This window comes from Rhodococcus sp. IEGM 1370 (genome assembly GCF_033142325.1).
Classification (GTDB): Bacteria; Actinomycetota; Actinomycetes; order Mycobacteriales; family Mycobacteriaceae; genus Rhodococcoides.
The window spans coordinates 166,224-179,688 of the sequence record NZ_JAWLRY010000003.1 but is presented as its reverse complement, the minus strand read 5'-3'; the positions used below and the strand labels follow the sequence as shown (position 1 = coordinate 179,688).

13 protein-coding genes are annotated in these 13,465 nt (G+C 66.3%); 4 read left to right on the top strand and 9 right to left on the bottom strand.

Annotated elements, in window-relative coordinates; all coding sequences use genetic code 11:
• Positions 1-77: 77 nt before the first annotated feature.
• Entirely contained in the window at positions 78-449 is a 372-nt protein-coding gene (locus R4P47_RS07205; protein ID WP_068052028.1) for an Rv2175c family DNA-binding protein, read from the top strand.
• Here the strand turns inward: R4P47_RS07205 and R4P47_RS07200 are convergent.
• The 4 genes from R4P47_RS07200 to R4P47_RS07185 form a co-directional block, all read right to left on the bottom strand.
• Complete coding sequence (locus R4P47_RS07200; RefSeq protein ID WP_068052046.1) at positions 446-1,411, bottom strand: phytoene/squalene synthase family protein; 966 nt, start codon at positions 1,409-1,411, stop codon at positions 446-448. The two genes, R4P47_RS07205 and R4P47_RS07200, sit on opposite strands and share 4 nt — an antisense overlap.
• A gap of 11 nt (positions 1,412-1,422) precedes the next feature.
• Complete coding sequence (locus R4P47_RS07195; RefSeq protein ID WP_317784386.1) at positions 1,423-3,066, bottom strand: alpha-(1->6)-mannopyranosyltransferase A; 1,644 nt, start codon at positions 3,064-3,066, stop codon at positions 1,423-1,425.
• A 157-nt stretch (positions 3,067-3,223) separates the two neighbouring features.
• Positions 3,224-4,807 (bottom strand): phytoene desaturase family protein, encoded by a 1,584-nt coding sequence (crtI, locus tag R4P47_RS07190; RefSeq protein WP_317784385.1) that lies wholly within the window; start codon positions 4,805-4,807, stop codon positions 3,224-3,226.
• Between the two features lie 11 nt (positions 4,808-4,818).
• Positions 4,819-5,877 carry a polyprenyl synthetase family protein gene (locus R4P47_RS07185; protein ID WP_068052016.1) on the bottom strand — a complete coding sequence of 353 codons (1,059 nt, stop codon included), beginning with the start codon at positions 5,875-5,877 and terminating at the stop codon, positions 4,819-4,821.
• Positions 5,878-6,125: 248 nt separating this feature from the next.
• Here R4P47_RS07185 and metF point away from each other — a divergent pair, with 248 nt between their 5' ends.
• Positions 6,126-7,052, top strand: coding sequence for a methylenetetrahydrofolate reductase [NAD(P)H] (metF, locus tag R4P47_RS07180; protein ID WP_269593991.1), 927 nt, complete (start codon positions 6,126-6,128; stop codon positions 7,050-7,052).
• Between the two features lie 6 nt (positions 7,053-7,058).
• Here the strand turns inward: metF and R4P47_RS07175 are convergent, their stop codons facing one another.
• From R4P47_RS07175 to R4P47_RS07155, 5 genes are read right to left on the bottom strand one after another with little or no spacing between them, the layout of a single operon-like run.
• On the bottom strand, positions 7,059-8,228 hold the full coding sequence (locus tag R4P47_RS07175; protein WP_317784384.1) for a glycosyltransferase family A protein: 1,170 nt from the start codon (positions 8,226-8,228) through the stop codon (positions 7,059-7,061).
• The gene (locus tag R4P47_RS07170) at positions 8,225-8,980 is read right to left on the bottom strand and encodes an LppM family (lipo)protein (RefSeq protein WP_176460266.1); all 756 of its coding nucleotides are present in this window, start codon (positions 8,978-8,980) and stop codon (positions 8,225-8,227) included. The genes R4P47_RS07175 and R4P47_RS07170 overlap by 4 nt, the downstream gene beginning before the upstream one ends.
• Positions 8,981-9,007: 27 nt before the next feature.
• A complete protein-coding gene (locus R4P47_RS07165) occupies positions 9,008-9,850 on the bottom strand; it encodes a carotenoid biosynthesis protein (protein WP_317784383.1) in 843 nt (280 codons plus the stop codon).
• A complete protein-coding gene (locus R4P47_RS07160; protein WP_317784382.1) occupies positions 9,847-11,454 on the bottom strand; it encodes an NAD(P)/FAD-dependent oxidoreductase in 1,608 nt (535 codons plus the stop codon). The genes R4P47_RS07165 and R4P47_RS07160 overlap by 4 nt, the downstream gene beginning before the upstream one ends.
• A 4-nt stretch (positions 11,455-11,458) precedes the next feature.
• Entirely contained in the window at positions 11,459-12,076 is a 618-nt protein-coding gene (locus R4P47_RS07155) for a GNAT family N-acetyltransferase (protein WP_317784381.1), read from the bottom strand.
• 196 nt (positions 12,077-12,272) lie between these two features.
• On the opposite strand from R4P47_RS07155, the gene R4P47_RS07150 reads away from it, so the two are divergent.
• Together R4P47_RS07150 and R4P47_RS07145 are read left to right on the top strand one after the other, a co-directional pair.
• The gene (locus tag R4P47_RS07150) at positions 12,273-12,728 is read left to right on the top strand and encodes an SAV_6107 family HEPN domain-containing protein (protein ID WP_269593892.1); all 456 of its coding nucleotides are present in this window, start codon (positions 12,273-12,275) and stop codon (positions 12,726-12,728) included.
• Between the two features lie 227 nt (positions 12,729-12,955).
• Positions 12,956-13,393 (top strand): DUF3040 domain-containing protein, encoded by a 438-nt coding sequence (locus tag R4P47_RS07145; protein WP_068051986.1) that lies wholly within the window; start codon positions 12,956-12,958, stop codon positions 13,391-13,393.
• The last annotated feature ends 72 nt before the right edge of the window (positions 13,394-13,465 follow it).

Here is a 13,465-nt window from a genome sequence, read left to right as displayed (position 1 = left end):
TGGCTCGTGTGTTCGTCCTGCTGGGCCGAATGTCACGCTTTTGATGTCTGGATGCCGGACCCGTTAACGTTACCTGCGTGAGTGCCATTCCCTATGCCGACGACGTGCTCGATCCGTCGGTGTCCGTGCTGCAGTTCGCCGACGTCGCGAAGATTCTCGACGTTCCCAAGACCCGCGTCGAGCAGCTGATTCGAGATCGGCAGCTGCTGGCGCTGAAGCGTTCGCGTGTGCCCGGTGTTCCCGAGCAATTCCTCGACACCGACAAGGGCACCATCGTCAAGGGCCTGCCGGGTCTGCTGGCCGTGCTGCACGACGGCGGCTACGAGGACGAGGAAATCCTGCGGTGGCTGTTCACCGAGGACGAGAGCTTGCCCGGTGCACCCGTCGCTGCTCTGCACGGCGACCTGATGCGTGAAGTGATCAGGCGAGCTCAGGCAATGGCCTTCTAGCGAATCGTTGCGCGCTTGAAGCCGGTGACGGCGAACTGCGGAAGCGCGATGCGAGCTCGGGTCCACTGCGGCACCGTCGCGCGTTGCGAGAGTACGCGGTAGCCCTGTGACTCGACCTCTGCGAGTATGCGGCCGTACAGGATCGACGCCGTGCGCATCGACGGTCGCACTCGCGGATCCAGCATCTCGATACCCGCGTCGGACGTGCGGTAGATCGAGCGGGTGACGGCGATCAGGTGCGCGAGGGCCCTGGTGACCCTGGCGTCGACATTTCCCGTGGTGCGGCACCACCGCAGCAGTTCTTCGTCGACACCGAACGCAGCGAGTTCGTCGGTGGGCAGGTAGATGCGGTCGCGATCGAGGTCCTCACCCATGTCTCGGATGAAGTTGGTGAGCTGGAACGCCTCGCCGAGGGCTGCGGCGGGAGGCTCGGCCTCCGACCGCTCGACGACGGTTCCCAGGATCGGCAACATCTGCAGTCCGATGACCGCAGCGGAGCCGTACATGTACTCGCGCAGCTGCTCCATCGTCCGGTAGCGCGAGACGAACATCGGACTCCCCGGAATGTCCATGCGCATCGAGTGCATGAACGCGTAGAAATAGTCGTGCGGAATGTCGTAGCGCCCCACGGTGTCGCACAACGCGCTCAAGACTCGATCGGACACGCTCTCGGACAACGGTTTTCCGGCCAAGGCGTCGCGCACCCTGGATTCGATTACGTCGAGTTCGACGATGCGTCTGGCATTGAGTTCGTCAGATCCCACGGAGATGTCGGTGCCCTCGAGGTCCACGATGTCGTCGACCATCCGGGCGAACCCGTACAACGCGTGCACGCCTGCCCGCTTGTCGGTGGGGAGCAGGCGAGTGGCAAGGAAGTACGTCTTGCCGTGCTGGGCGTTGAGTTCGCGACAGATGCGGTATGCCTCGTGCAGCTCCGGATCGATCCCGTCCAGTTCTTTCATCACGCGAGCCTTCATGACGTGGATTCGTCTCCGGTCGGTTCCGTTGCTGGGGTCTTGGGTGCGTTCGGCACGGCACGGTGCTGCCTGGATCGGTCAGATCGCAGACGCAGCGGATCGACGCGCGTCAGAGACAGAGCTGCGACGACCGCGGCGAAGACCGCCAGTGCGACGTGTCCGAGGGTGTAGAGGCCGATCGATCCGTCGGGTTGGAAGACGAGCATGAGCCATGTCGACAGGCCCGTCAGGATCATCAGGGTGGTGCGCGAGAGTGCGAAGCCTGCGGCGACAGCCAATGGCCACGAGTAGTACCAGGGCAGGGCCGCGGGGGAGAGGACGACGGTGGCGACCAGGGCGATCAGAATGCCCTTGACCGCGTCGCGTTCGGATCTGCGGCCCAACCACCAGGCGACCGCGAGCACGACGACCAGCGCGATGGCGCACAGCAGGCGGGTGACGTCGAGAACGGGTCCGAGGCGGAGATCGAGGAACCACGACGTGCTGACGGTCACCAGGTGAGCCAGAATCGTGGGAAGCGAGAGCCAGTTGATGATTTTGGCCGATCCGGAAAGCGCGGTCAGCCAACCGATTCCGACTCCGGCGATCACCGACGCCACGGCGAACACAGCAACGAAGACGGCGGCTCCGATGCCCGCGGTCTTGACGAACGCCAGGGCGGGCGGCATCGGGGTTCGCCCCTCGGCCCGCGCCTTCTCCCGCAGATGCAGCATCCAGATCCACACCAGGAAGGGCAGCGCCAGGCCTGCTGTGGCCTTGATCGCCACCGCAATCGCGACCAGTGCGATGCCGCCCACGTGTCGGTGTTCGAGCGTCAGCACGATCCCTGCGGTCATCAGGCCCACCATGAGCAACTCGTTGTGCACTCCGCCGATCAGGTGGATCAGGACGAGAGGGTTGAGGACGGCGAGCCACACCGCGGTGGTCGCGCGACCGCCGAGGTGTTTCGCCAGCCGCGGAACCGCCCACATCATCAGTGCCAGGCCGGGCAGCATCGTCAGGCGCAGCAGCATGGTCCCGGCGATGACGTTGTCGCCGGTCAGGCTGGTGATTCCGCGACCGAGCAGCAGGAACAGCGGGCCGTACGGGGCGGTGGTGGTGGTCCAGACGTTGCTGACGTTGTCCAGCAGAACTCCTGGATTGGCAACGGGGCCAACGGCATACGGGTCGAATCCGTCGCGGAGCAGAGCGCCCTGGGCCAGGTAGGAGTACGCATCGCGGCTGAACATCGGCACCGACAGCAGTAGCGGAGCGGTCCATGCCGGGACGATCCAGCGCAGTTCGCCCACCGTGGTGCGGCCGTGCAGGGTTGCGCGCCCGAGCCGAACCCACGCGGTGATCATCAGCAGTACGCCGACCCAGACGATGATGGTGGACAGTACGAATCCGTGGCCGAATCGCAGCCACGACAGGTGCATCTCCTCGAGCAACGGATCGCGTCGGCGCACACTGCCCGCGCCGAACCCGCCGAACACGATGCAGACGGCACCGACCACACCGAGTATCGCTGCCTTGCCCTCGGGACTGCGCAGGAAATTGCCGGTTGCGGTCAGTCTGGACGGTCGTCGCGCAGCCGAGGGTTGGGTGCCGCCGTCCGACGATCGATCCTCGGAGGTGGAGTGCGACGAGATCGAAGACATTGCCGCCTGCTCCTCCTCTGCAACGAGTTGTGGGTCGAGATGTGTACGTCGGCCGATGGTTCTCGCCGATCACCGAACGATCATGGTCGCAGCAATGAGCGCGACCGGCAAACGATCGCGCTCAGCTTAGTTGGTCGACGCAGTGAATCGAACGAACCTACCGGCCCGTGCGCCCTGTCACCCGCTGCGCGGCGAGCTTTCCCGACACCAGAACCGTGGGGACGCCCACTCCAGGAGTCGTGCCCGAGCCGGCGAGAACCACGTTGTCGAGCCCGGCGACCATGTTCTTGCGTCGGAACGGTCCTGTCTGCCTGAACACGTGGGCGGACGAGAACGGAGAACCCTCGATCATGCCCTTCTGCGCCCAGGTCTCGGGTGTGTCGATGTGGTCGAGCGTGAATCCGTCGAGCAGACCCTTGTATCCGCGAGCCTCCAGAGTCGTCAGAATCTCGTTCAGATACGGCTGCGCCAGCTCGCCCCACGGCAGTGGAGCGCTGTCGAGATTGGGGCACGGTGCGAGGATCGACACCGGTTCGCTACGCACTCCGCCGCGCACCACTTCGAGATCGGGATCGCTCACCGACGGTCGGGTGATCAGCAGGGACGGATCGGCCATCAAGGATCCCTTGCCCGATCGCGCGGTGATGCGGCGGAAGGTCTCGGCCCATTCGTCGCCGAAGTCGATGGTGTGGTGCGCGCGGGCGGGCCACGTCTCCGTCAGCTCGACGGGAACGGTTCCGTGCGCGACGACCGCCGACGGTGAGACCACGCCGTATCCGTTCCGTCGGCCCTTCTTCGACACCGACGCTCTGTCGAGGAGTCGATCGACGACGGGGAGGTCTGCGGTGAGAACGAGTGCGTCGCAGGCGATTCGACCACCGGCTGCAGTGATCACGGAGTCGACCCGACCCCGGTCGACGGTGATGTCGACGATCTCGGTGCCGAGTTCGAGCGTGCCGCCTGCGGTGACGAACGCGTCGGCCATGGCCTTGGCGATGGCCGCCATCCCTCCCTCGGGGAAGAACACTCCGAGGGAGGTGTCCATGTGCGCGATGGCTCCGTAGACCGCCAGGGCCTTCTGGGGTGCCATGCCTGCGTAGAGCGCCTGGAACGTGAAGACGCGGCGTAGGCGGGTGTCCTTCAGGAACTTGTCGACGCGGGGCCCGAGGCGACCGAAGCCGCCCAGTTTCGTCAGTGTCGCGGTGTCGGAGATCGCAGCTTTCGATCCCACGAGATCGAGCGGTGAATCGAAGTTCGAGTCGATGAAGCGGTCGAACTCGGCGTCGAAGATGTCGGCGAGCCAGCGTCGCAGTTCGCGATATCCCTGCGCCTCGGCGGGGCCGCAGGTGCGTTCCACCTCGGCCGCCATGGCCTCGGGATCGGAGTAGACGTCGATGGACGTGCCGTCGGCGTAGCGCGTGTGATACGACGGCGACAGAGCCGTCAGCCGAATCGGCGGCGTGGTCGACTCGAAGTCGGCGCCCACGGCGGCGAGTGCCTCGAGCACCAGGTTCGGCATCGTCAACACGCTTGCACCGTTGTCGATGTCGTAGAGGTGCGATCCGTCGGCGTCCGACACCGGGTACACCCCGACGCGGCCGCCCACGGTCTCGTCACGCTCGACGAGCGTGACTTTCCTGCCCGCTCCCAGTAGGTGCAGACCGGCGGCGAGGCCTGACAATCCGGCTCCCACGACGACGACGGAGTCGGTGGTGCCGGAGACCGTGCGGATCGAAGACATGGCGCTCTCTTTCAGTACTGCCGTTGGATGGCGGCGGTTGCCATCGCGCGCAGGTGCGCGGCAGCGACCGGTTCGATCGAACTGTTGTCGAGGGCTGCGACGGCCCGGGTCCCGAGGTCGTCGATCTGTTTCTCGACCGCGTCCACTGCGCCGAGTTCTACGAGAATGGAACGGATGTCGGCCACTTCGTCGGCGTCGAGTTCGGTCCCGAGGCTGGCCCTGATCGTGGCTGCGTGATCCGGCCTCGTCTCGTCCGCCTTCTGCAGTGCCAGCGCGATCAGGACCGTGCGTTTGCCCTCGGTGATGTCGTCGCCGGACGGTTTGCCGGTCACCTCGGGATCGCCGAACACTCCGAGGAGGTCGTCGCGCAGTTGGAACGCGATTCCGATGTCCGCACCGAAGTTGCGGTAGGCCGAGATCAGGTTCTCGTCGGCATCGGCGAGGACTGCGCCGAGATGAAGCGGCCGCTCGACGGTGTACGCGGCGGTCTTGTAGCGGTTGACGCGCATTGCCGCCGCAACGCTCTCGTCGGTGCCTGCCTCGGCTTCGATGTCGAGCAACTGACCGCCGAGAACCTCCGTGCGCATCGCCGACCACACCGGCTGGACTCGCCGCGCGGCATCGGCGTCGATACCCGACTCGCGCAGTAGATCGTCGGCCCAGCACAGAGCGAGATCGCCGACGAGTATCGCTGCCGATTCACCGAAATGGTCCGCACAGCCGGTCCAGCCCGCGTCCCGGTGCCGCTGGGCGAAGCCGACGTGCACGGTCGGGAAACCGCGTCGCGTGCTGGACGAGTCGATGATGTCGTCGTGGATCAGAGCGCAGGCCTGGATCAGTTCCAGCGCCGAACACGCCCGCAGCACTGCCTCGGCGCGGGCACCGGTGGACTCACCGCCTGCACCGAGCCACGCGGTCCAAGCGAACGCGGGGCGCATCCGTTTGCCGCCGCGAAGCACGAACGCCTCGAGATCGGCCACCGCATCGGGGTAGCCGCCGCCGACGGTGTCCACGACACCTCGGCGCGAGGCGAAGAACTCGGCGAGAGTCGCGTCGACCGCCGAACGCATCGCCTTCGGGTCGTTCGCGGCGACGGGGGCGTCGGCTACGGGTGAAGAAAAGTCTCCGGACAGGACGATCCTCCAAGGTTGCTGTGAATTGCGTGGATTCCGGTTCCCACAGTAATAGCCGCGCACACCATGGGCCGACGTGCAGCGAACATCTGTCGTCCGGGAGGCCTCACGGGCGTCGCTGGGGCACAACCTATGATCTTCGGGTGAGCGAAGAATCCGTCAGGGGGCGGTCGAGTCGAGGATTCGTGACGAGTACACCGTCCATCGTCGACCGACTACGGACAGAACCCGAGGCCAGGATCCCGTTCTCGGTGGAGTTCTCGCCTCCACGAGACGCGGCGGCCGAGGCCAGGCTGTGGCGGGCGGTTCGTGAGTTCGAACAACTTCAGCCCGCATTCGTGTCGATGACCTACGGCGCAGGCGGCTCCACCCGCGATCGAACGGTGCGTGTCACCGGGCAGATCGCCGAGGAGACCACCCTCCTCCCTGTGGCGCATCTCACTGCCGTCTCGCACAGTGTAGACGAGCTGCGATCGATGGTCGGGTCGTACGCGGACCGCGGCATCACCAACATTCTCGTATTGCGGGGAGATCCCCCCGGAGATCCACTCGGCGACTGGGAGAAGCATCCGGACGGAGTCGAGTACGCCGAGGAGCTCGTCCGGCTGGTACGTGATCTCGGCGACTTCCACGTCGGCGTGGCGTCGTTCCCCGAAGGTCACCACCGCGCCGCCGACCTCGAGCAGGACACCCGGTGCCTGGTCGGCAAGTTGCGGGCGGGTGCCGAGTACTCGATCACACAGATGTTCTTCGATGTGGACGACTACCTGCGCCTGCGGGACCGCGTGAGTGCGTTCGACGCCGAGCAGGGTGCCAAGCCGATCATTCCCGAGATCATGCCCATCACCTCACTTCGTTCGGTTCGCCGGATGCTCGAGCTCTCGGGTACAACGCTTCCGTCGCACCTGGACGAGAAGTTCACTCGCGCAGCAGGATCCGGTCCGGAAGAGGACCGCGCCGCCGTCCGAGAGGTGGGCATCGAACTCGCCACGAACATCGGTGAGCGCCTGATCTCCGAGGGCGCGCCCGGATTGCACTTCATCACCCTGAACTTCGCGCGCGCGACGCGTGAGGTGTTGAGCAACCTGGGGCTCGCGGCCGCACGAGTGTGAGACGGGTCAGGTCTCGCCGCGCGGCATCGGGCGCGACTTCCACGACAGCGCGCCACGACGCCTACGCACGTGGGATTCCGCGACGAGGCCGACGAACGCGAGAATCGACACCGGGTGCAGCGCAGCATCGACTGCGTCGACCACCCCGAATCGCGATCCCACCTCGCGCCGACGGGTGGACATCCGAGATACCGTGCCGGCGAGATACCCGGCGAGACCGAGGCGGCGCGTGACACCCGAGGACGTGAGTGCGGTGACCGGGGGCAGTACGTACACGGCCGTCAGTGCCAGGGCCGCCGCAGCCGAACCGGCCGGTCCACCGAACTCGCTCCACAACCACCTGCTGTAGCCGGACCGCAACTCCGCGGCCGATCGGTACATCCGGCATCGGACGAACCCCGCACCCGACGCCACCGCCGTCGAGAATCCTCGTCGACGCAGAGCGCGTGCCAGATCCAGGTCCTCGGTTGCGCTCGCCGCCACGCATCCGTGGCCACCGATGGCGCGATAGGCGGCGGCGTCGAAGGCCATGAACTGCCCGCACGCGACCGCCATCGACGGTGCGAGAGTGGCGTTGCCCAGAGGTACCGGAAGCGTGGACATCCACGACCACGCGAGCAGGGGCTGGACGAGTCGCTCGACGGTGCTCTCGGCAAGTTGCTCCGGCCACGGGCACAGCAGGGAGGCACCGCGCCGTCGCAGTACCCGGGCCGCTGCCGCCACCGCCTCCGGTTCGAGTCGCACATCGGCATCGACGAACACGATCAGCGACGTCATCGGGTCGTCCTCGTCGGCCAGTCTGGCGAGCTCGGCGCACGCTGCGGCCTTGCCGGTCCAGCCGGCCGGGGGAGCGACACCGGAGGTCACGACGCGAATCCTCGGGTCACCGTCCGCAGCCGCACGGGCAGCGGACGCCGTTCCGTCGGTCGAATCGTCGTCGAGGACGATCACGCGCAGGTCTGTGCACGATCGTTGCCGCGTGAGGTCGCCGATCAGCGCAGGCAGCGTCGAAACCTCGTTGCGGGCGGGAACGCAGACGACGACGCGCTCGGTGACGTCGTGGTCCGGGCAGCGCAGGTTCGGCATGAACCGAGAGTTGAACACGGAGACCGCGGCCGACGCTGTCGCGAGGACGCTTGCCGTCGCCGTCGTGCGCGCGAGCAGGCGGGCTCTCACACAGACGTTCTGTCGGTGGAGCTTCCGGAGTCGGTGTTGCGCGACCCGCGGCCCCGTAGCGGTGGGTTGCGCGACACCCAGGCCATGGCCCCGACGATGGCTGCGACGCCGACGGTCACGCCGCCCACGATGCCGGCCCAGCCGGCGAAGCTGCGGGTGTTGGGATCGGGATAGTTGACCTCGGCGCGCAGCGAGGTGACCTCGCCCGCAGGCAACTTCCACGAGATCGAGTTGTCGCTCTCGCGGGTGCCGTTGGTGGTGCCGATGCGGGCCGGGAACGCGATGGTGAACTGTACGTCCGAACCCTGCACCGGAACGGAGGACAGATCGGCGTTGCCTGCCAGAGTGACGGTGTCACCCGAGCGCTGCAGCGTCAGCTGGAACGATCCGGCCGCGTTCTGGAAGATCGAGCCGAGGGTCTGCACGTCGCCGAACGACAGATCGTCGAAGATGGCCTGCGACCCGACGTATCCGTCCTGGTTGTACGGCTCGACGCGAACCTTGTCCTCGATCGAGGAGGGCACCACCAGTTCCGGGCCGGTGTCGGAGTCCGATGTCGGCACGCTGGCAGCCACGATCTGACCCGCGACGCGGTCGTTGGCCGACACGCCCATCGTGACCTGCACACGCAGGCAACCGGCCAGCATCGGCGCGACCAGCAGCGCCAGCGCGACCACCGAGAGAACACGGCGGCGGTGGGTTCGATGAGATGTTCGCGATGTCGACTGCACAGCGACATCGTGCCAGGACATCGAGGTGATGTCAGTCGGCAGGGGTTGTCAGCGAGGCGTGTCGGTACCGGAGCGATCGACGGCCGCACGCGGTCCGGCCCCGAGTGGTCGGTCGCGACGGGCAATCCACAACAGGGGGATGCCGACGAGGCCCATGACGACGAACCCGTACACCGCCGAGTATCGGAGTTCCGGACCGTCGAGGAACACCGCGTGCGCGAGCGCCGACCCCAGCCACGTCCACAGGAACAACCCGATGGGCACCGCGTCGTCGGATGGCTGCGGGCGACCGACGGCGCGGTCGAGCGACTCCATCACCGCGGCCATCAGGGTGGCCACCACCAGCCAGCCGAGGTAGTTGGTGAGCGGAATCGACGGCACCCCGGGCAGCCCGGCCGATCCGGCGGTCCAGGTCCACTGTCCGTCGGTGACCATCTGCGGATCGAGATACAGGTCCCAACCGACCATCCCCACCGCGACCGCCACGATTCGGAGGGCGGTGGCGCGTATCTGCGTCGTGTCGAGACGGCGAACGACGAAGGTCACTGCACACCAGATCGGGTAGAACCCGGCCGTCCACGCCAGGGGAACCACGACAGGCACCTCGAACAGGCTCGGGCCCAATCGATTCTGCGCGTAGAAGTATTCGCCGAACGGGATGCCGGTTGCCGTGCCGACGAGTTCGGACGCGAATCCGGTACCTGCGGTCACGACGACGAGAATGGTGGCCCACACGACGCCGCGATTGAGTGCCGCGTGCAGGATCGACGCAAGCGCGAGCAGGGCCACCACCGCCACCGTCACTACGTCTCTGGTCGATCCCGACACCAAGGGGTAGAGGATCTGGCAGCCCACGGCAGCGGCAGCCACGACGATCGGCGCAACCTTCATACCCGTTTCCTTCCGAAGAACGTGCGACGGCGGGCGGCGCGGGCGTCGGCGATCGCGATCCGCGCCGCCGAGCGGCCACTGGCCGCTGTGACCCCTCCGCCGGGATGGGTCGATGCGCCGGTGAGATAGAGCCCGTCTGCACCGGGGACCCGATGTCCGGCCAGTTGAGGATGCGGTCGCCACATCATCATCTGGTCCAACGACATGTCCAGATGCATGATGTTGCCTCCGACCAGACCGAGCTCCCGCTCGATGTCGGGCGGCGACTGCACGAACCGATCCAGCACCGATCCCGCGAAACCGGGTGCGTATCGGTCCAGTTCGGCCACGATCCGATCCGCCTCGAACTCGGCCAACGAGCGCTCGCCGGGAACATCCGATCGCCACTGTCTGCCGTCGGCGAGGGTGTGGGGATGCCACTGCGACCACAGAGAGATCTGGTGCTGTCCCGGCGGCGCGATGGTGGGATCGAGCGCGCTGAAGGACATCCCCAGCACAGCCGGGGTGGGCGGCAGATCGCCTGCCAGCGCGTGCCCGTGTGCCAACCGCAGTTGGCTGCGGTCGCGTACCAGCAGCGCCAGACCGTGGGTGCCGTCCTCGATCCGGTCCGCGCTCGGGAACGCCGGAAGGGCGTCGGTGGCCAGTCTGACCGCGGTACCGATCCCGGGCCCCACCCGAATGGTGCTGCGCCACCGCGCGAGCTGCGCCGAGTCGTGGCCGCCGGCTGCCAGCAGGTCGAGGGTGGTCACGATGTGGCAACCGGCCACGACGATGCGGCTGTCGACCTCCCGTCCCGACGCGGTCCTGGTGGTCCAGCCGTGTGGGCGGCGTACGAGCGAGGTCACGGCGTCGCCGAGCGTCAGTACGGCACCGTCGCGCTGTAGCCGAGAGATCATCGCCTCGGTCAGCGCGCCGCTACCGCCGACGGCGCGGCCCGGCGGAAGGGTGTGCATGAGGGCAGCGAAGCCGACCATCGGTGCGGTACCCGGCTCAGACATCGGCGGACCCGACTGTGCGCCGAACCACGCGAGTGCGGCCTTGAGTCGTTCGCTCGAGAACATCTCGTCCAGCAGGGAATCGCCGGTGGCCAGGAATTCCCGCGAGAGCATGCTGCCGCCGTCGGGCGCGCCGAGGCCCCAGAAGGATCGGAGCAGTTTCGCCCCGGTTGGTGGTCCGCCGAACGCACGCATGGTGCGTTCGCTGCGGGGACCCCAGACGGAGACGAAGGTGCGGTAGGCGCGTGCGTCGGCTGTGCCGCAGGCAGCGGCGATGGAGTCGCAGGTTCGGTCGAGATCGCGGTGGAAGACGATGCCGCGTTCGTCGGTGCCGACGGCCCCAGGCGCGAACGCCCAGGGATCGCAGTCGATGTAGCGCAGACCGAAGTCGGCGAGTCCGAGCTCCTCGATGATGCCGGTGTGACGAATCATGATGTGCGCCGACGAACCACGGTCCACGCGGTGGCCGGGAAAGCGTTCCACCGTCGATACCGCGCCACCGGCAACGGAGTCGCGCTCGAGAACCTCGACCGACATGCCGGCGTCGGTCAGGTAACAGGCAGAGGTCAGGGCATTGTGGCCGGAGCCCACCACCACAGCATCGATCACACCTTCAGGCTACTGGCCCGTCGAGAGGCAACCGGCGGCCCAGGACTGCGAAGGGGCGTCGGTCACCGGCGAACGTGAAGTCCCGTAGTACGTCCACGAAGCCGAGCCGCCGGTACAGCCGCCAGGCTCGATTGTCCTCCTCCGAGACCTCGGGTGTGGACAACATCACGTTCTGCGCGGAAACGCCGTCGAGCAGTCGGCTGCACAGTCGTCCGCCGAGGCCGTGCCCCTGAGCGCTCGGCAGGACGTGCAATTCGGTGAGTTCGAAGTAGTCGTCGAGCGTGGCCTCGACGTTCTGTGGGGAATGCCCCGTGCGTCGCAATCCGTCGCGAACCTGTTGATGCCACCACTGGTGCGCGGCACCGTTGTAGCCGTATGCGACGGCGACCAGGGAATCGGGTTGTGTCGGGTCGGTGTTCGGGAGCAGTGCACCGACTGCTCGCCAGCCCGGCCGATGCAGGTGTTCGCTCCACATCGGTGCTCTGCTCTGTTCGGTTCCACGCGGATAGCCCATGGCCTCGACGTAGATGGACAGTGCCTCGAACAGCCGCTGGCGGAATTCCGGGGGCGTCAGATCGACCAGGTACGGCGTTGTCTGCGCATCGGTGACGACTGTTCTCAACCTTTCTTCGGAAACTTGTCGGTGGGCACAGCTATATTGAATGTGTCGAACGGGTGTTCGACAATCGGGGCCGAGTGCGCCGGTGGTTTCGGCTCGGATCCTCGAGTCGGATTCTCCGGAGTTCGACTGTAAGGCTTCGCCACGGTTCCGGCCGCGCCAGGTGCGCGCCGGAGATTCGAACTGGAGGTGTTCGAGTATGACGATCACGAAGGCATTCGATGCCGGAGTGCGGTCGCCGGTGTCGCGTCAGGCTCAGGTTCTGTTGGGTCGAGCGGATGCTCTGCTGTCCGAGTCCATCGGGGAGAGTAATGCCGGAGATCGATTTCTCGGCAGCTACGCCGCCGCACTGAAAGGCGCGGCAGCGGTGCTCGCGTCGTTGCCGAATTCGATCGGAGCGCGTCCTCGTTCACGCAGTGCGTGGGTGTTGATGGCGAAGGCGGCACCGGACCTTGCTGTCTGGGCCGACTACTTCGCGTCCTTCTCGGCCACCCGGGCTGCAGTCGAGGCCGGTGCGTCGAGCACGATCGACGATCTCGACGCCGACGATTTCCAGCGGCACGTCGGTCGTTTTCTGAACTCCGTCGAGGATCGACTCGGCGGGCAGGGGCGTTTCGCGTCCGTCGACCCGATGACCGCACCCTTGTCGGCGTAGCTCACACGGCTGGACGTCAGGCGACAATCGCCACGTCATGCGGTGTTCGCACGGAGTTTTCGGGACGTGCGTCTCGAAAACTTCGGTGTTTCTCAGGAACACATCGACCGAGTAGGTGGTAAGCGGCCGATTCAGCTCGTATCATCGACAACAGGTAGCCGCCAAGGTCAGCTTCCCGTCGTTTCGTAACCGAAATGACCTTCAATATCTGTGCAGGGGGAGGTACCGTGCCACTCTCCGAGCACGAGCAGCGCATGCTCGATCAGATCGAGAGCGCTCTCTACGCCGAGGATCCCAAATTCGCGTCTCATGTGAGGGGCGGTCGCGTACGCGCGGCGTCGAGCAGGAGGCGCTTTCAGGCTGCCGCGCTGTTCGTAGTGGGACTCGTGTTGCTCGTCGCCGGTGTTGCATTGTCGACGAACAGTTTGGCTTTTCTCGTCGTCAGTCTCATCGGCTTTTTGTTGATGTTCGGTGCCGGGGCACTATTCCTGTTCGGCGGTTCCAGCAAGGGAGCCGCAGCGTCGCAGGACGAAGGCAGCACAGCCAACGATGCTGCCGAGACGTCCGGGCGTTCTACCGGACAGAAATCGAAGGGTGGTCGCAAGGGCGGCAGCTTCACCTCTCGCATGGAAGATCGGTTCCGTAAGAGGTTCGAGCAGGACTGAATCGACCGGGTTCCATCGAACCGACTCATCTCCACAACTTCACGCGTCGACGTAGAACAGCATCTCACCCTC

Coding starts and splice junctions, on each gene's coding strand:
- R4P47_RS07200 (WP_068052046.1), bottom strand. CDS start 1,411: ATGAAAGAACTGGACGGGATCGATCCGGAGCTGCACGAGGCATACCGC.
- R4P47_RS07195 (WP_317784386.1), bottom strand. CDS start 3,066: ATGTCTTCGATCTCGTCGCACTCCACCTCCGAGGATCGATCGTCGGAC.
- crtI (WP_317784385.1), bottom strand. CDS start 4,807: ATGTCTTCGATCCGCACGGTCTCCGGCACCACCGACTCCGTCGTCGTC.
- R4P47_RS07185 (WP_068052016.1), bottom strand. CDS start 5,877: ATGCGTTCGGCGGTCGACGCGACTCTCGCCGAGTTCTTCGCCTCGCGC.
- R4P47_RS07170 (WP_176460266.1), bottom strand. CDS start 8,980: ATGTCCTGGCACGATGTCGCTGTGCAGTCGACATCGCGAACATCTCAT.
- R4P47_RS07165 (WP_317784383.1), bottom strand. CDS start 9,850: ATGAAGGTTGCGCCGATCGTCGTGGCTGCCGCTGCCGTGGGCTGCCAG.
- R4P47_RS07150 (WP_269593892.1), top strand. CDS start 12,273: ATGACGATCACGAAGGCATTCGATGCCGGAGTGCGGTCGCCGGTGTCG.